We start from the raw sequence: 18,808 nt of genomic DNA, 5'->3' as shown, positions 1-18,808 counted from the left end.
GCCTCCCCGCCTCCTCCGGGGGAAAGACCGTCCCCTGCCGGTCACCCAGTACGTCACGAAGGGCAGGATTGGTGCCAGAAAGAACCCCGCACCGGGCCGTCGGAACCCGCAGCAGGCGCAGGATCGCCTGCGCGCTGGCGGCGGCGAGCGCACTCCTCGGTCTCGGCCTCGGCGCCGGGACCGCCAACGCGGCCGCCGCGTCCGGCGCCCCCGCCGACCCGGCCGCCACCGTCAACCCGCTGATCGGCACCTCGAACGCGGGGAACACCTACCCCGGCGCCGTGGTGCCGTTCGGCATGCTCGCGTGGAGCCCGCAGAACTCGACGGGCAACCAGTTCTCCACGCCCGCCCCCGGCGGCTACCGCTACGACGCCACGAAGATCCGCGGCTTCAGCCTGACCCACCTCAACGGTGTCGGCTGCTCGGGCGCGAACGGCGACATCCCGATCATGCCGTACGTCGGCGACGTGACCTCCTCGCCCAGCGCGGACACCAAGGACGCCACGTACGCCAGCACCTTCAGCCACGCCAACGAGACGGCGTCGCCCGGCTACTACAAGGTGGGCCTGGACAGCGGCGCCAGCGCCGAGCTGACCACCACCGCGCGGACCGGCACCGGGGAGTTCGGCTTCCCGGCGGACAAGCCGGCGAGCATGCTGCTGCGCACCTCCAACTCCGAGAGCGGCAGCAGCGCGGCCGACGTCCACGTGGACGCCGCGACGCAGACCGTCACCGGCTCGGTCAGCGCGGGCAACTTCTGCGGCCCGCAGAGCGCGAACAACCGGCACGACGTCTACACCCTCTACTTCACCGCGCACTTCGACCAGCCGTTCGCGAAGGTCGGCACCTGGACCGACGGCACGCTGAACGCCGGTTCCACGTCGGCCTCCGGCGGCACCGGCTACAACTCCAGCGGCAACCCCACCGCGGGCAAGGGCTCCGGCGCCTACGTCACCTTCGCCGCGGGCACCCAGCAGGTGCAGGCGAAGGTCGCGATCTCCTACGTCAGCGCCGCCAACGCCGAGGCCAACCTGCGCGCGGAGAACCCGCCCGGGAAGAGCTTCGCCGCGGTGCGCGCGGAGGCCAAGGCCGCCTGGAACACCGACCTGCGCAAGGTCCAGGTGTCCGGTGGCAGCGCCGACCAGACCAGCACCTTCTACACCGCGCTCTACCACTCGATGCTGGAGCCGACGCTCACCAGCGACGTCAACGGGCAGTACCTCGGCTCGGACCGCAAGACCCACCAGCTCAGCCGCGGACAGCACGCGCAGTACGGCACGTTCTCCGGCTGGGACCAGTACCGCGCGCAGGTACAGCTGCTGACGCTGCTCCAGCCCACCGTGGGCAGCGACTATGCCCAGTCCCTGTTCAACTACGCGAGCCAGAACGGTGGTGAGTGGGACCGCTGGCTGCTGGAGAACGGCAAGACCAGCATCATGTCCGGCGACCCCTCCGACGCCGCGCTCGCCGGGATCTACGCCTTCGGCGGCACCGACTTCGACGTCAAGGGCGCCCTCGCCTCGCTGGCCAAGGCCGCCACCGTGCCGACCGCCAACGACTCAGACAGCGCGGGCTGCAACGTCGAGTGCGTCGGTGAACGCCCCGCGCTGGACCAGTACGAGGCGCTCGGCTACGTGCCGGCCGACAACTGCCACTGCTGGGGCGGAGCGGCCGAGACCCTGGAGGACGCCGCCGCGGACTTCGGGCTGTCGCAGCTGGCCGGCCAGGTCGGCGATCACGCCGACGAGAGCAAGTTCGCCCAGCGCAGCGGCAGCTGGACGAACGTCTTCGACCCGAACGCCACCACCCAGGGCGGCTGGATGCGCAACCGCAACTCCGACGGCACCTGGGCCGGCACCAACTTCAGCCCCGCGACCGGCGACGGCTTCGTGGAGGGCAGCAGCGCCCGCTACAGCTGGATGGTGTACTCCGACGTCGCCGGGCTCGCCCAGGCGATGGGCGGCGACAAGGCCACCGTCGACCGGCTCGACTCCTTCTTCCGCGCCCCGGACGGCAGTTTCGACTTCACCGCCCAGGACCAGACCCGCTACGACCCGACCAACGAGCCCGACATCAACGCGCCGTACCTCTACGACTACCTCGGCGCCCCCTACAAGACCCAGCAGACGGTGCGGGCCGAGACCGACACGCTGTGGACCAACACCCCCGGCGGCATCCCGGGCAACGACGACGCGGGGACCATGTCCTCCTGGTACGTCTTCTCCGCGCTCGGCATGTACCCGCAGGTCCCCAGCCGCGCCGACCTGGTGCTCAGCGCGCCGGTCTTCCCGCACGCGGTGATCCACACCGGCCTCGGCAAGACCATCACGGTCAACGCCCCGCAGGCGTCCACGAAGAACATCTACATCCAGAGCCTGCGCACCAACGGCAAGAAGTCCGACCAGCCCTGGGTCCCGGCGTCCTTCGCCACCCACGGCGGCACCCTGGACTACACGCTGGGCAGCACCCCGAACACCACCTGGGGCAGTGCCGCGAAGGACGTGCCGCCGTCCTTCCGTGACGGCGAGGCGCCGTTCTTCGCCACCACCACGCCCGGCGCGGTCAAGGTCGAGCCCGGCGGTTCCGCGGACTCCGCCCTCGCCGTGTCGTCGATCCAGGACCGGGGCCAGGACGTGCGCTGGTCGGCCGCCGCGCCGGACGGCATCACGCTCACCCCGGCGAGCGGCCACCTCAACGTGCCCAAGAACGGCAAGGCCACCGCGAAGCTGTCGGTCGCGGTCGCCGCGGGCACGAAGGCCGGCGTCTACCAGGTCCCGCTGACCCTGACCTCCTCGGCCGCCGCGCACGGCAGCACGTCACCCAAGGCGTGGCTGTCGGTGACGGTCGGCGTGAAGGGGAGCGTGAGCTGGTACGTCAACAACAAGGGCATCTCGGCCGACGACGACAACCCGGCGGCCAACTTCGACGGCGGCGGCTGGAGTTACTCGGCCAAGGCGCTCGCCGCGGCCGGGGCCACCCCGGGCAGCACCGTCTCCGCGGGCGGCTTCGACTTCACCTGGCCCCAGGTGACGCCGGGCGCCCCGGACAACATCCAGGTCGGCGGCGGTGACCAGGTCCTCGACGTCTCGGCGACCTCGGCCGGCGACACCCGGCTGAGCCTGCTGGGCAGCGCCGACGACGGCCCCACCACCGGTACGGCCACCCTCACCTACACCGACGGCACCACCCAGCAGGCCGACATCGGCTTCAGCGACTGGACCCTCGGCGGTGGCGGTGACCAGCCCTCCTTCGACAACACGGTCGCGGTCCACACCGCGTACCGGGACGTCATGGGCGGGACCACCGACCCGGTGGGCACGGACGTGTTCGCGACCGCGCCCATCACCCTCCAGGCGGGCAAGCAGCTCGCCTCGGTGACCCTGCCGGCCACCACCTCGGGAGGCGACATGCACGTCTTCGCGGTGGCGACTGCGTGACGCAGGACGGCAACGGCCGTCCCCGGACCGGGCAGCCGGTTCCGGGGACGGCCGTTGCCGCCGGGTGCGCCGCGCGCGGCGCACCCGGTCGCTCAGCCCGCCGGGCGGACCGCCACGGTCCGGGTGCCGGCGGTGATCCCGTCCAGGACCACGTAGCCGTCCTGGGCCTTGGCGCCGTACGCCTTCGCCTTGCTGCCGTTCCACGCCAGTTTGCCGTCGACGTGCACGGTGACGGCCCGCCCGTCCGTGGGGACGGCGATGCTGCCGGTGGTGCCGCGCGGCACCCGGACGGTCAGCGCGAAGGTGCCGCCGCGGGGGTGCTGCCAGTCCACCGCCAGTGGGCCGCGCGGGGTGGGCACCTGGCCCCGGGCCCAGGCGACCGAGCCGGGGCGGGGCCGCACCGCCCACGTGCTGAAGCCCGGCGCGGTCGGCTGGACGCCGAGCAGCTCGTTGGTCAGCGCCGGCACCACGCCGGTCGACCAGCCGTGCGCCATGCTGGTGTACGCGCCCTCGTACGGCGAGCCGTCCGGGCCGATGCCCTCCCAGCTGGTGATGCCCGGGTCGTGGGTGTCCATCCAGCCGTAGGTGCGCCGGATCTGGTCGAGCGCGGAGTCGGCCCGGTCGCTGCGGAAGCGTGCCACCAGCTCCGGGTACGAGGTGAAGGCGTACACCCGCTGCGAGGCGCCGTCGAAGATGGTGTCGTTGTCCATGAAGGCGTTGCCGTACGGCAGTACCGTCGTGGCGTCCAGGTGGGCGAGGGCGGACGCGGCCCGGCCTGCGTCGGCCACGCCCGCGGTGATCGCGATCGCGTTGCCGTCCTGGGCGTGGCGGGCCGCGCCGCTGGAGGAGTCCAGGTAGGCGCCGGCCGCCGCGTCCCACAGGTGGGCGTTGACGGCGGCCGCGACGGTGCCGGCCCGGGCCGTCCAGCGGGCGGCGTCCGCGGAGTTGCCGAGGTAGGTCGCCAGCGACGCCGCGTCGTTGAGGGCCTGCACGTAGTTGGCGTTGTAGTAGGTGATCTGCCCGGAGCGGCCGAGGAAGGCGTAGTCGCCGTACCCGGAGGTGCCGTTGAGGCCCTTGCTGAGCAGGCCGTCGCCGTCGGTCACCGACGGGTACCAGGAGTCCAGCACCTTGGTGAGGTGCGGGTAGTAGCCGGTGGCGTAGCCGCGGTCGCCGGTGTGCAGTATGTAATCCCAGCTGCAGGTCACCCACCACAGCGGATAGTCGAAGAGCGGCAGCGTGTAGCCGTTGATCGACGCGGGTGGGATCCAGCCGTCGGCGCGCTGGTGGTCGGCGAGGTCCGCGAGCACGTCGCGGGCGGCCGCGGCCGCGTCGTCGTGGGTGAGGTAGAGCGTGCGCGCGGACACCGCGAGGTCGCCGACGTACGGGTCCCGGTCGCGCTTGGCACCGTCCTGGAGGACCAGCTTGCCGTCCAGGGTGGGGCTGTCGGCGCCGCGGGGGTCGATGTCGTCGGACCGGAAGGTGTCGGTGACCAGCTCGTTGGTGTAGGCGGCCCCGTACCAGTAGCGGTTGAGGTCGTCGTCGGAACTGAGGAACCAGCCGGTGTACGACTCCGGGGTGCCGAGGTAGGCGGTGAAGTCCAGCCACACCGCGTCGACGGAGACCTCGCCCCAGGGCTGGGCGGCCGGCGCGTCGGAGGCGAGGGCGTCCAGGCTGATCTGGAGGTAGCGGAACCCGTGCAGGCCGTCGGCGTAGACCTGGGTTCCGCTCTGGTAGCCCTTGGTGTCCTTCCAGTCGGCGCCGCCGGCCGGCACGGCGAACTGGTCGGTGCCCTGGGAGGGCACCCCGGACTGGTCGGAGCGGGTGAAGTCGCTGCGGTCGGTGAGGAACTGCACGGTCTCGGAGAACGCCAGCCGCACGCCGGGGGAGTTGCCCGACGCCGAGGAGAAGCTGATGTGCGGGTAGCCGACCACGACCTTGCCGAAGTCCACCACCACCCGCGGCACGTCGTCGGCGGGCAGCAGCCCCGGGTACACCTCGTTGATCCGGGTGAACTCGCCCTGCGGCGTGCTCTGGTCGGCCGTGACGTTGATCCGCACCTGGGTGGTGGACACGGTCGACCCGAAGGGCACGGCCCGCCGCACATCGGTGTTGCCGGTGACCGTCGCGGCGGTCTGCCAGGCGCTGCCGTCCCAGGTCTGGACGGTGAAGTCGCTCGGCGCGCCGTCGGAGTTGGACAGCAGCGTGATGCCCGGCAGGGACAGCGGCGCGGCCGTGGTGACGGTCAGGGTGTCCGGGTAGGCCGCGATCGTGTCGTCGTTCCAGAACGTGCCGGTGTCGCCGTCGATGGCGTTGGCGGCGTCGTAGGTGCGCGGCTGCCCGTCGTCGCCGCCGTTGGGCGCGTGGAAGGAGGAGGCGGTCGCCGTGGTGCCGTCCGGCCAGCGCGGCGGCTGCTGCGGCTGCGGGCGCTTCAGCACGGTGGCGGCCCCGCCGGGCGCCAGGAGGGCCTCGGGGGCGGTCACCGCGCCGCTGCTGCGCAGCACGCCCACCGGGCGTACGGTCCGGCTGGAGGGGCCCTGGACGTAGTGGTGCCAGTCGCCGGTGTCGTGCGGGGCGGCGGAGCCCGCCGGGCCGACGCGGGAACTCGCCGCGGCGGCGGCTCCGGCGGAGCCGAACGTGAGCCCGGCGGCGGCCAGCGCGGCCCCGCCGAGTCCGGCCTTCATGAGGGTGCGGCGCTGCGGTCCGGTCGCGCGAGGACCTTCTCCCGCAGGGGTGTTGGGCATGGGTGCGGCTCCCGACTCGGGGGGTGTGGAATGAAACGATTCATCCAAGAAGTGCGGCTTGAGGCTACAAGCACATTCCCGCTTCGTCCAGGTGTCGCGCCGAGACGATTCCGGGGGTGCCCGGCAGGCCGATCGCGGCTTGAATCGATATCGACGAAGCCGCAACCGGGGCCGCCTGACGAAGCGTCAGGCGATTAACGCTTGACGCCGGGGCCCGCGGTCGTCAGGATTCCAGTCATTCTTGGCATGTTCCGCACCGTGGGTTCCGCGCGTGCCAGCCTGCGCGGGGAAGCTGACAACGTTGTCAAACAAGGGGAGTACACCATGACCCGAAGGACGCGGCTGCGAAGAGCGGCGACCGCGGCGGTGGTCGCGCTCGCCGCGACGTTCGCGGTGGCGCTGCCGGCGCGGGCGGCCTCGGCGGGCCCGGCGGGCGGAAGCGCGGGCGGCGATCTCACCCACCTGGTCAACCCGTTCATCGGGACGCAGAACGACGGCAACACCTACCCCGGCGCCGCCGTGCCCTTCGGCATGGTCCAGCTCTCCCCGGACACCGGGCACAACACCGGCTACGACTACGGCCAGGACCACATCCTCGGCTTCAGCTCGGTGCACCTGTCGGGCGTCGGCTGCGGGCTCGGCGGCGACCTGCCGGTGCTGCCGACCACCGGCGACATCACCAGCACCGACGACGCCCAGTACGCGGCGCAGTTCAGCCACTCCGACGAGAGCGCGTCGCCCGGCGCGTACCAGGTCAAGCTCGCCACCGGCATCACCGCCGAGCTGACCGCGACCACGCGCACCGGCTGGCAGCGCTACACCTTCCCGGCCACCGACAAGGCCAACGTGCTGCTGAACAGCGGCCAGGCACTGCACAAGGTCACCAGCAGCACCGTGACCGTCGTGGACGACCGCACCGTCCTCACGGCCATCACCGGCAGCGGGTTCTGCCAGGACACCAAGCCGTACACGCTCTACACCGAGACCCGCTTCGACCGGCCCTTCGCCTCCTACGGGACGTGGAACGGCGCCACCGTCACCGCGGGCAGCGCCTCCTCGACCTCCACCGGACGCGGCGGCGCGTACGTGCGGTTCGACACCACCAAGGACCGCTCCGTCACCGCCGTGACGTCGCTGTCGTGGACCGGCCCGGCCGGCGCGGCGAAGAACCTCGCCGCCGAGGGGCACGGCAGCTTCGACCGCACCCGCTCCGCCGCCAAGCAGGCGTGGCAGGACCGGCTCGCCCAGATCCGGGTGACCGGCGGCACGGACGAGCAGCAGCGCACCTTCTACTCGTCGCTGTACCGCTCCTTCCTCGCCCCGAACGTCGGCGACGACGTCGACGGCCGCTACACCGGCTGGGACGGCAAGATCCACCCCGCGAACGGCATCACGTACTACCAGAACTGGTCGCTGTGGGACACCTACCGCACCCAGCAGCAGCTCCTCGCCCTGCTGGCGCCGCGTGAGTCCCGCGACATGGCGCTGTCGCTGCTGCGCGTCGCCGACGAGAGCGGCCAGCTGCCGCGCTGGGGCTACGCCACCGTCGAGACCAACATCATGACCGGCGACCCGGTCACCCCGTTCCTGGTGGACGCCTACCGGCAGGGCCTGCTCAAGGGCCACGAGGAGGAGGCCTACCGGGTGCTCAAGGAGCACGTGGACCACGCGGCCCCCGACTCGTCGCCGTCCGCCGACCGCCAGGCCGACGCGGAGTACCTGGCGAACGGCTACGTGCCCTACGACCCGACGCGGCCGCAGACCAAGCCCGGCGACGACGACTACCAGCACGGCCCGTCCGCGACCCTGGAGTACGCCCTGGCCGACGCGGCCCTCGGCGGCATGGCGAAGGACCTGGGCCACACGGCGGACGCCGCGAAGTACCTGACCCGCGGCCAGAACTACCGCAGCATCCTCAACCCGGCGACCGGCTTCTTCCAGGCCCGCGACACCGACGGCGCCTTCGTCGGCCCGAGCGACCCGGCCGCGAGCGTCGGCTTCCACGAGGGCACCTCCTGGCAGTACATGTGGCTGGTCCCGCAGGACCTGCCCGGCCTCGTCGACCGGATCGGCGGCGAATCCACCGCGAACGCGCGGCTGGACTCCTTCTTCGCCTACGACCAGTTGCTGAAGGACCCGGCCGGCACCGCCCGGGACGTGTGGGTCAACGGCCCCTACTCGTACTACAACCAGGACAAGTACAACCCGCAGAACGAGCCCGACCTCAGCGCCCCGTACACCTACCTGTCGACCGGGCAGCCGTGGAAGACCACCGACGTGGTGCACGCCGCGCTGACGCTGTTCGCCGACGCGCCCGACGGCGTCACCGGCAACGACGACCTCGGCACCATGTCGGCCTGGCAGGTGCTGTCCGCGATCGGGATCTACCCGATGGCGCCGGGCACCGACCAGTGGGGCGTGTCCACGCCGCTGTTCGACCGGGTCGACCTGAAACTCGACAAGGCGTACTACCCGGGCGGCGGGATGACCGTCACCGCGCCCGGCAGCAGTGACACCGACCGCTACATCCAGACCGCGCGGCTGGGCGGCAAGGCGCTCACCGACACCTACCTGACCACGGCCGACATCAAGGCGGGCAAGGACCTCGCGCTGACCGTCGGCGGCAAGCCCTCGACCTGGGGCACCGCCGCGTCGGCCGCGCCGCCCGCCCTGGACCACGTGCCGGACAACCGCCGGCACACCTCGGCTGCCGCCGACCCGGCCGCGCCGGGGATCCTCACCGGCGGCGCAGCGGCCGACGTCGACGTGTCCGCGGTGCTCTCCGGGCCCGGCACGGTCAGCGGCTCCGTCACGGTCTCGGCGGCCGGACCGCTGACCGTCGACCCGAAGCAGGCGTCCTTCACCGTCGTGTCGGACTCGCTGCCCGCCACCCACGTGGTGCCGCTGCACGTCTCCGCCCCGGCCGGCACACCCGACGGCACCTACCCGGTCACCGTCGCGGTCAAGCAGGCCGGCGGGCCGACGGCGACCAGGACCGTGCCGGTCTCGGTGACGACCGCGAGCTGCCAGGGCACCAGCGGGTACTGCCCGCAGGACCTGTCCGCGCAGTACGACCTGGACGGGGTCGGCGCGGCGGGCACCGGCGCCGACTTCGACGGCACCGGCACCAGCTACCCGGCGGAGCAGATGCCCGCCGCCGGGACCGGCGTGCTGGCCGGCCGGGCCTACGACTTCCCGGACACCAGCGGCTCGGCGAAGAACTTCGCCACCGCCCACGGCCAGACCGTGCCGCTGGTGCAGCGCGCCTACTCCGGGCTCGACGTGCTGCTGTCCGCCCACGGCGGCGACGTCACCTCGACCGCGACGGTGCACTACACCGACGGCAGCACCTCGCAGGTCGCCCTGAACGCCACCGACTGGGCGGCCGGTTCACCCCGGCTCGGCGAGGACATCGCCGTGCACGCCGACAGCCGCTACAACGCGTCCGGCACCCCGGACGGCGTCGCGGTCAACCTGTGGCACATCTCCGTCCCGCTGGACAGCGGCAGGACGGCGGAGTCGATCACCCTGCCCGACAACACCAACCTGGCGCTGTACGCGATCAGCGGCCACAACGCCTGACGCGCCGTCACGCATGCGCCGGCGCCCCGCCCGTTCGCGACCCCTGGACAGCGGGCGGGGTGCCGGTCACCACCTGGAGCCGTAACCAGAAAGGCAGCACCTTCATGAGAAGTGGCCGATCCCGCCGCACCCTCGCCAGATCACTGCTGGCGGCAGCGGTGTCCATGGGGCTGACCGTGCCCGCCGCCGGCCTCGCGCACGCGGCCGGCGCGCACGGCACGGACGGCGCCCCCGCCCCGGCCTTCACCACGTCCTTCGAGTCCGGGCAGCCGCAGCCGACCTGGACGAGCACCTCCGAGACCGACGCGAAGGGCAAGCCCTGGGTCTCCGGCGTGACCGCCGGGACCGTGCCGGTGCTGGCGGGCAGCATCAAGGACAAGATCGCCCAGGTCACGGCGAGTTCGGACAATCCCCCGAACGAGACCGCGCCCAAGGCCGCCGACGAGGACCCCAACACCAAGTGGCTGACCTTCGCCACCACCGGCTGGCTCCAGTACCAGCTGACCGGTGACGTCACCGTCAAGAAGTACGCCCTCACCTCGGCGAACGACACCCCCGACCGCGACCCGAAGGACTTCGAACTCCAGGGTTCGGCCGACGGCTCCAGCTGGACCACCGTGGACAGCGAGAGCGGGACGAAGTTCAGCGCCCGCTACGCCACCGACATCTTCGACGTGGCCCACCCCGGCGCCTACCGCTACTACCGGCTGAACATCACGGCCAACAGCGGGGACACCGGCTCCACCCAGCTCGGCGACCTCATCCTCTCCGACGGTTCCGCGGCCCCGCCGCAGGTGTCCGGGATGACCACCGAGGTGGGCAGCGGCCCGTCCTCCGGGCCCGACATCAAGCCCAACGTCGGCTTCACCGGCGCGAAGGCGCTGGAGTACGCCGGCACCCACACCGCGTCCGGCGCGGTGCACGCCTGGAACAAGCTGTACGACGTGCACATCCCGGTCGGCCGCGACACGCAGCTGTCGTACGACATCTTCCCGGAGTTGACCGGTGGGGACCTGAAGTACCCCAGCACGTACGCCTCGATCGACCTGCACTTCACCGACGGCACCTACCTGAGCCAGCTGACCCACAGCGCGCAGGACGTCAACGGTGTCGCGCTCACGCCGCGCGCGCAGGGCGACTCGAAGATCCTCTACGCGTCGCAGTGGAACGCGGTCGCCGCGTCCGTCGGCAAGGTCGCCGCGGGCAAGACGATCGACCGCGTCCTGCTCGGCTACGACGACCCGGCCGGCAGCGCCACCGAGGGCGCCGCCACCCAGTTCAAGGGCTGGATCGACGACCTGACCATCGGCGCGGCCCCGGCGGCCGACACCGACAAGAGCTACGTGGACCACGTGGACACCCGGCGCGGCACCAACTCCTCCGGGTCCTTCTCCCGCGGCAACAACCTGCCGCTGACCGCGGTCCCGAACGGCTTCAACTTCTTCACCCCGGTGACCGACGCGGGTTCGGACAGCTGGGAGTACAGCTACGCCGCGCAGAACAACGACGACAACCTGCCCGAACTGCAGGCGCTCGGCATCAGCCACGAGCCCAGCCCGTGGATGGGCGACCGCGACCTGTTCCAGGTGATGCCCTCCACGGCCACCGGCACCCCGGACCTGGACCGCACCAAGCGGGCGCTGCCCTTCAAGCACTCCGACGAGGTGGCGCAGCCCGACTACTACGGCGTGACGTTCACCAACGGCCTGAAGGCGGAGATCGCGCCCGCCGACCACTCGGCGATCATGCGCTTCACCTTCCCCGGTGACACCGGCGACCTGCTCTTCGACAACATCGACAACAACGGCGGCCTGACCTTCGACGCCGCCAAGGGCACCCTCGACGGCTACGCCGACCACAAGAGCGGGCTGTCCACCGGCGCCAGCCGGATGTACATCCACGCCGAGTTCGACCGGACGCCCGGCACGGCCACCAAGACCACCGGCGCGGGCCGCGACAACGTCACCGGCTACGCGCAGTTCGACACCTCCGGCAACAAGGTGGTGACCATGCGCATCGCCACCTCGTTCATCAGCGCCGACCAGGCGAAGAAGAACCTCGACCAGGAGATCCCGCAGGGCACCTCCTTCAGCAGCGTGAAGGACCGCGCCGCGCAGGCGTGGAACGCCAAGCTCGGCAAGGTCGAGGTGCAGGGCGCCAGCGACGACCAGCTCACCACGCTCTACTCCGACCTGTACCGGATGAACCTGTACCCGAACTCCGCCTCGGAGAACACCGGGACGAACGCGCAACCGGTGTGGCAGTACGCCAGCGCGTTCTCGGCGCAGGGCCCGAGCTCGCCGACCGAGACCGGCGCGAAGGTCGTCTCCGGCCAGGTCTACGTCAACAACGGCTTCTGGGACACCTATCGCACCGAGTGGCCGGCGTACTCCCTGCTGGAGTCCGACACCGCGGGCAAGCTCGCCAACGGCTTCGTGCAGCAGTACAAGGACGGCGGCTGGACCGCCCGCTGGTCCTCGCCCGGTTACGCGGACCTGATGACCGGCACCAGCTCCGACGTCGCGTTCGCGGACGCCTACGCCAAGGGCGTCACCGGCTTCGACGCCAAGGCGGCGTACGAGGCGGCGGTGAAGAACGCCACCACGGTCTCGCCGAACTCCGGCACCGGCCGCAAGGGCATCGACACCTCCGAGTTCACCGGCTACACCAACACCTCGGTGGACGGCAGCGTCTCCTGGTCGCTCGACGGCTACGTCAACGACTACGGCATCGGCACCATGGCGGCGAAGCTCGCCACCGCCCCCGGCACCTCCAAGGCCGACCGTGAGCGCTACCAGGAGGAGTCGGCGTACTTCCTGGCCCGCGCGCAGAACTACACCACCCTGTTCAACAAGAACGTCGGGTTCTTCGAGGGCCGCACCGCCGACGGCTCCTGGCGCGTCCCGGACGCCGACTACGACCCCAAGACCTGGGGCTACGAGTACACCGAGTCCAACGGCTGGAACTACGCGTTCACCGTCCCGCAGGACCCGGCCGGCCTGACCTCGCTGTACGGCGGCAAGCAGAACATGGAGAAGAAGCTCGACACGTTCTTCTCCACCCAGGAGACCGCGCAGGGCGACACCGGATCGTACGGCGGCACCATCCACGAGATGATCGAGGCCCGTGACGTCCGGATGGGCGAGCTCGGCATGAGCAACCAGCCGTCCTACGCCATCCCGTACATGTACGACTACGCGGGCGCGCCCGCCAAGACGCAGGCGGCGGTGCGGCAGATCGAGCAGCGGCTGTTCACCGGCAGCTCCATCGGCCAGGGCTACCCCGGCGACGAGGACAACGGCGCCACCTCGACCTGGCAGATCTTCAGCGCGCTCGGCTTCTACCCGCTCCAGACCGGCAGCGGCAACTACGAGATCGGCTCGCCGCTGTTCACCAAGGCGACGATCCACCTCGACAACGGCCACACCATCACGGTCAACGCGCCGAACAACAGCCGCAGCAACGTCTACGTGCAGTCGCTGAAGGTCAACGGCAAGCCGTACGACAAGGTCTACCTGACGCAGGACCAGCTCTCCAAGGGCGCGGTGCTGGACTTCACCATGGGCTCCAAGCCGTCCCAGTGGGGCACCGGGAGCAACGCGGTCCAGACCTCGCTGACCCCGGCCGGCGGAACCCCGAACCCGCTCGCCGACACCACCGGGACCGACCTCGGCACCGGCACGTCGGACGACGGCACGAACGTCGCCGCGCTGTTCGACAACACCTCCAAGACCGCGGTGACCTTCCCGTCCGCGACGCCGCAGTTCACCTACAGCTACCCGGGCAGTGGCAAGGCGGCCGAGCAGAAGGCCACCTTCTACACCCTCACCTCCGGCAGCACCGCCGACCAGGACCCGAAGAGCTGGCAGCTCCAGGGCTCCGACGACGGCGGCAAGCACTGGAAGACCGTCGACACCCGGAGCGGCCAGACCTTCGACAACCGGCTCCAGACCCGTCCCTTCGAGATCGCCCACCCGGGCGCCTACTCCTCCTACCGCGTGGTGGTGACCGCGAACAACGGCGGTACCTCCACCTCGCTGTCCGAGGTGGAACTGCTCGCCCCGTCCGGGGCCGGCGCCCAGCACTGACGCACGACCGCTGAACGCGAACGCCCCCGTCACACCGCGTGACGGGGGCGTTCGCGTTGCATGGCCGCCCGGCGCGTTCCGGGGGTCTGCAGCGCCAGCGGTTCCGCGCCGGGCGAGCGCTGCCCTGCGCGTTGCCGTCCGTCGTGCTGTACTGGCCAGATGAAGGGCAAGCCGACACCGGCGTCCGCCGCGACCTCGGGCGATGCCGCTTCCGACCCCGACAGCACCCCGCAGACCGACGTGATCCGGCGCAGGGTCCGGCTCATGATCGAGATCACCGCGCGTGCCGGGGAGTACCGCCGCGGGCTGGTGAAGGCCGCGGGCCGCCTCAGCCCCGAGGAGGCGGTGATCCTCGCCGACCTGGAGCGGCACGGGCTGCAGGTCCCCCAGATGCGCGACGTGCTGCGCGGCGGCCACGTCCTGGTGGACGATCCCGACCTGTACGAGAAATGGCGCACCGGCAAGGGCAGCCACCCCCGGCTGTCCAGCCACCACCGCGACATCGACAAGAAGCTCTACCCCGACATCGGGATGCGCGGGCACGTCGTGCGGGAGAAGCTGCACGGCCGCACCGTGCAGGGCACGTGGGTGCAGCTGGAGAAGACCCCGGCGGCCTTCGGCGGGAGCAAGATGCCGAGCCTCGACGACCTGCGCCATCTGATGGACTACCTCGTGTACCGGTTCACCGGCAGCAACGTCGGCCCCTGGGGCCTGTCCCGGATGACCGAGCGCCGCCCGATGTACCTGTCGCCGGTGGTGGCGATGCCCACGACGCTGACGCCTCCCGTCGCTGCGTCGCTGACCCGGGCGCTGCGCCGGATCGAGCAGAGCGACGACACCACCGCCGTGGACCAGGAGCTGGCGGCCCGGTTCCCGCCCCCGGACCGGCCGGACCTCAGCGGCGAGCTCGGGCAGGCGCTCTCCAGCAGGGGCGGGCGCGGACTGTTCGGCAACTCCGAGGTATGGGTGACCCAGGCGCCGTCACGCGGCGCCGCCGAGGTCCTCCGCGAGCGGCACGAATCTCCCGCCGTCGACCTGTGGCGGAAGGAAGGGCTGTCATGAGCCACGAGCAGCACGACGTTCCCCCGCCGGACCCGGCGGACCCCGCGGCCCCTTCCGGTCCGCCGGTTCCTCCCGACGCATCGCACACGCCCGGCCCGGGGGAGGCGTCTGTCCCGCCGGGGCTGGTCACGGCCGTGGTGAACCTGGTGGACACCGGACCGGTGCTGCTCGGCGCCTACACCATCGCCGAGCTGACGGCCGTGGACGCCATCGTGGACTTCCTGGAGGCCCGCCCGTCGGAGGACGAACTCGCCGAGGCGGTCCGCTCGCTGGCGGCACGCGAACTGCTCCTGGCCGGGTCCTCCGGCGAGCAGGTCCAGGTCCGCGGCGACCTGGGCATCGCGGTGGCGTTCCAGCAGCGGGCCCGCCGGGTGCTCGACGCCCGGACGACCGGCACCTCCCCGGGGGAGCCGTGGCGCATCCTGCTGATGCCGCAGCCCGAGCGGATCTGCCTGATGGTGCGGATCGACGCGCTCGGCGTCCACCAGATCGGCCTGTACCAGCTCGACGAGGCGCTGCGCATGGTCCTCGACTGGCTGCCCCGCGGCCAGTCGGCCGATCCCGACCCGGCCATGGACACCGGCGCCCTGCTCGGCGACTCGGAGCGCGCGGCGCTGCTGACGGTGACCGAGTACACCGCGGAGGGCTCCGCCGAGATCGCCGGCGAGAGCACCGACCTGGTGCTCGCCCGCAAGGGCGGCCGGCTGCACCTGCTCACCCGCGACCCGCAGCAGCGAGGCAAGCTCGTCCCGGGCGCGGTGGAGGGCAAGGACGACATCCGGGCGCGGCTGGAGAGCCTGCTGGTGTAGCGCGGCCCCCGGCCCGCACGCGCCCCCACGGAAGCACGACATGACGGACGATCAGATGCCCGTCACGGCGCCGGTCCCGTGGCCGGAAAGGTTCGCCTGGTTCGCGGCGTCCGGTGCGGTGCATCGCAAGGCGGTGGGGGTACCACCCGGCCGCCGGCCAGTGGGAGGTCGCCCTCGTACCGGGCGTACCCGGGCGACTCCGACAACGCCGGGGGCACCACCCGCCGGAGGCAGGGGGACAGGTGTCGTGCCGGGCGCCGCGAACCGGTGAACCTTTCCGGTTACGGCACTAGGCTGCTCCGCACAGCAGAGGTATCGCGCCACCGGGCCGACGGCGCGGCCCCTGTACGCGAACAAGGAGAGCCATGACCACACCTCCCGGGAGCCCGGGCCCCTACGGCATACCCGGTGGCGCCGGAGCCGACCCCCGAACGGCCGCCGGCTACGGTGCCCCGCCGGCCGGACAGGGTCCCGGGCCCGGCGGGTACGGCCCGCCGCCCGGCGGCCACGGACCGCCCGCCGGTGGTCACCCGCCCCAGGTGCCGGGGCAGGCCGGCGGCCCCGGGCCGGCAGCGGGCCAGGCGCCCCCGAGCGCGGGATGGGTGCCGAGCGGCACCGAGGCGTACCGCAAGCCGGAGCCGGCCGGTCGGCGCGGGTTCGCCGCGGCCCCGCGGCGCTCGCGGTTCGGGCTGGCGGCCCAGTTCGTGCTGCAGTTCGTCTACATACCGGTGTGGGCGCTGATCGCGCTCGCCCTGCTCGCCGCGGTCATCTTCATCGACAGCGGGTCCAACGCCAACATCGGCCTGTCGGACGGCGTGTTCGGTTTCGTCAAGACCGGTATCTCCTGGCGCCGGCTGCGCGCGGAGTGGAGCGGCCGCGCCGAGAGCTGGGCGCCGTTCACCGACGCCCGCTTCGCGGAGTGCTTCGCCAAGGCCGAGAAGAGCAGCGGCTGGGCCGAGTCCGAACTCCCGCCCAGCGGCGTCCGTCGCGCCACCTGCGAGCTGCCGGTGCGCTACTACCGCGGGCTGGACTCCGCGGCGGTCGAGCAACTCGCCCAGCGGCGCGGCTGGTCGGTCGACTGGGCGGCATCCAAGAAGCCGGCCGAGACCCTGCAGCTCTTCCGGCTCATCCCGCCCCCGCCGCTCACCGGCGTGCCGGACCCGTACGCTCCCGCACCGGGCCGGGGGGCGCCGTGGGGGCCGCTGCCGCGCCGCTTCGCGATGCCGCTGCTCACCTTCGTGTTCCTGCCGCGGATGCGCGCCCTCGAACTGCGCGGCAGCGCGGACGCCTACCTCGCCCACCTGCGGGCCCACCTGCCCGAGCGGATCCGCACCGAGACCGCCCGGGACCCGCACAAGGGCTACCGGGCCGACGAGTCCGGCCGGATCCTGCGCCGGGTGGCGGTGCGGAACTGGCACTTCCGCGGCGTGGGCGCCCAGGCCGTGCTGTTCGTCGCGGCGGAGCAGGGATGGCGGATCGACCACTCCTTCCCGGCGCGGCCCGACGGCACGGTGCACCTGTGCCGCCCGGACACCACATCGTCCGCGGCTGCGCCGGCCTCCGGCCGGGGCTGACCGTCGCCGCCGGCCGCGGGTGACCGCGGCGGGGCCGGATCGGGCCGGGCGTGGCCCGGCCCGGCGTTCCGCTGTCCGCTGTCCGGGCGAGCCGCCTGTGCGCCTGAACCCGGACGCCGGGCCGTCGGGGTTGACTTGCGGGACGCCCGTGCCGGGCGGAGCGGCCGGGCCGTGCGGCGAGCGAGACGGGAGGGACGGTGGCGGAGGCAGGCGGCGACGGGCTGGACTACCGGACCCTGTTCACGGCGCTGCCCGCACCATGCATCGTGCTCGACCGCGACCTGGTGATCGTCGCCGTCAACGACGCCTACCTGGAGGTCACCGGCCGCCCGGCGACGGATCTGCTGGGCCGCAACTTCTTCGAGGCCAACCCGCCGGACCCGGGTGACCCCGCCTCCGACGGCGCCGAGGTGCAGCGCGGCTCGCTGGAGGCCGTGCTCTTCTCGGGCCGCAAGAGCATGCTGCTGATGCAGCGCTACGCGCTTCCCCGGCGGGACCGCACCGGCCGGTTCGAGCCCCGCTGGTGGAACGTCATCAACCAGCCGGTGACCGGCCCCGACGGGCGGGTGGAGCTGATCATGCACCGCGTCGAGGACGTCACCGAGTTCGTCCGGACCGAGCGGCGCGTCGCCGACGGGAGCACCGACGAGGCGCCCCGCGCCGAGATCTTCAGCAGGGCGGAGGAACTCCAGCGCGCCAACCTCTCGCTCCAGGAGTCCGCCCTGCGCACCAAGGACGTCGCACTGGCCCTCCAGCGGGCCATGCTCGCCACCCCCGCCCTGTCCGAGCACCCCGAGGTCGCGGTGTGCTACCGGCCCGCGCTGGAGGGGATGAACGCCTGCGGCGACTGGTACGACGTGGTCGACCTGCCCGACGGGCGGTTGGCCCTGTCGGTGGGCGACGTGGTGGGCCACGGGGTCGAGGCCGCCAGCGTGATGGGCATGCTGCGCAGCGCGCTGAGCGCCGCGATCCGGGTCGCCGACGGTCCCAGCGGCGCGCTGGAGGCGCTGGGCCTGTACGCGCGCGCCCAGGAGGGGGCCATGGCCACCACCACCTTCGCCTGCCAGATCTATCCGTTCAGCCGGCTGCTGATGTACAGCAACGCCGGTCACCCGCCGCCCGTCCTCATGCACGCCGACGGTTCCCACGAGTTGCTGGACCAGGCCACCGACCCGCCGCTGGGCGTGCGGGTGGAGCACGTGCCGCGCCCGCAGGCCACCGTCGACTACCGCGAGGGGGACACCCTGGTGATGTACACCGACGGCCTCATCGAGCGGCGCGGCGAGGACATCGACGTCGGGCTGAACCGGCTGGTCCGGGCGGTGCGCGAGCTGCGCGAGCTGCCGCCGGACGAACTCGCCGAGGGCCTGCTGCGCGCCATGGCCGACCCCTCCGGCCAGCGGGACGACATCTCCCTGCTGGCCACCCGGCTCTGACCGGCGGGGTACCGGGCCACCCTCCTCACACAAAGTCACCAGCCTACGGAAAACGGCGCGGTCACGCCCGGGTCACGGG

General features: G+C 72.2%; 7 protein-coding genes and 1 pseudogene. 7 read left to right on the top strand and 1 reads right to left on the bottom strand.

Annotated elements, in window-relative coordinates:
* Positions 1-122 precede the first annotated feature (122 nt).
* A complete protein-coding gene (locus C4U44_RS37230) occupies positions 123-3,437 on the top strand; it encodes a GH92 family glycosyl hydrolase (RefSeq protein ID WP_103890570.1) in 3,315 nt (1,104 codons plus the stop codon).
* A gap of 92 nt (positions 3,438-3,529) precedes the next feature.
* Here the strand turns inward: C4U44_RS37230 and C4U44_RS37225 are convergent, their stop codons facing one another.
* Complete coding sequence (locus C4U44_RS37225) at positions 3,530-6,178, bottom strand: alpha-L-rhamnosidase-related protein (RefSeq protein ID WP_235032632.1); 2,649 nt, start codon at positions 6,176-6,178, stop codon at positions 3,530-3,532.
* 324 nt (positions 6,179-6,502) lie between these two features.
* On the opposite strand from C4U44_RS37225, the pseudogene C4U44_RS37220 reads away from it, so the two are divergent.
* The 6 genes and pseudogenes from C4U44_RS37220 to C4U44_RS37195 form a co-directional block, all read left to right on the top strand.
* Positions 6,503-8,851: pseudogene (locus C4U44_RS37220) on the top strand (GH92 family glycosyl hydrolase); the annotation flags it as partial.
* A 1,013-nt stretch (positions 8,852-9,864) separates the two neighbouring features.
* Positions 9,865-13,848 (top strand): GH92 family glycosyl hydrolase, encoded by a 3,984-nt coding sequence (locus C4U44_RS37215; protein ID WP_146088433.1) that lies wholly within the window; start codon positions 9,865-9,867, stop codon positions 13,846-13,848.
* Positions 13,849-14,007: 159 nt separating this feature from the next.
* Complete coding sequence (locus C4U44_RS37210; protein WP_103890541.1) at positions 14,008-14,910, top strand: hypothetical protein; 903 nt, start codon at positions 14,008-14,010, stop codon at positions 14,908-14,910.
* Positions 14,907-15,719 carry a hypothetical protein gene (locus tag C4U44_RS37205; protein WP_103890540.1) on the top strand — a complete coding sequence of 271 codons (813 nt, stop codon included), beginning with the start codon at positions 14,907-14,909 and terminating at the stop codon, positions 15,717-15,719. The genes C4U44_RS37210 and C4U44_RS37205 overlap by 4 nt, the downstream gene beginning before the upstream one ends.
* Positions 15,720-16,084: 365 nt before the next feature.
* Positions 16,085-17,293 carry a hypothetical protein gene (locus tag C4U44_RS37200; RefSeq protein ID WP_103890539.1) on the top strand — a complete coding sequence of 403 codons (1,209 nt, stop codon included), beginning with the start codon at positions 16,085-16,087 and terminating at the stop codon, positions 17,291-17,293.
* A gap of 197 nt (positions 17,294-17,490) precedes the next feature.
* Entirely contained in the window at positions 17,491-18,729 is a 1,239-nt protein-coding gene (locus tag C4U44_RS37195; protein ID WP_200823540.1) for a PP2C family protein-serine/threonine phosphatase, read from the top strand.
* Positions 18,730-18,808: the final 79 nt, after the last annotated feature.

The sequence above is a fragment of the Actinacidiphila yanglinensis genome, assembly GCF_900107965.1.
Taxonomy (GTDB): domain Bacteria; phylum Actinomycetota; class Actinomycetes; order Streptomycetales; family Streptomycetaceae; genus Actinacidiphila; species Actinacidiphila yanglinensis.
This window is presented reverse-complemented; position numbering and strand designations above follow the sequence as displayed.

Bases quoted from the DNA above. Each gene is read 5' to 3' on its own strand.
- C4U44_RS37225 (WP_235032632.1), bottom strand. From the start codon at position 6,178: ATGCCCAACACCCCTGCGGGAGAAGGTCCTCGCGCGACCGGACCGCAG.
- C4U44_RS37215 (WP_146088433.1), top strand. From the start codon at position 9,865: ATGAGAAGTGGCCGATCCCGCCGCACCCTCGCCAGATCACTGCTGGCG.
- C4U44_RS37210 (WP_103890541.1), top strand. From the start codon at position 14,008: ATGAAGGGCAAGCCGACACCGGCGTCCGCCGCGACCTCGGGCGATGCC.
- C4U44_RS37205 (WP_103890540.1), top strand. From the start codon at position 14,907: ATGAGCCACGAGCAGCACGACGTTCCCCCGCCGGACCCGGCGGACCCC.
- C4U44_RS37200 (WP_103890539.1), top strand. From the start codon at position 16,085: ATGACCACACCTCCCGGGAGCCCGGGCCCCTACGGCATACCCGGTGGC.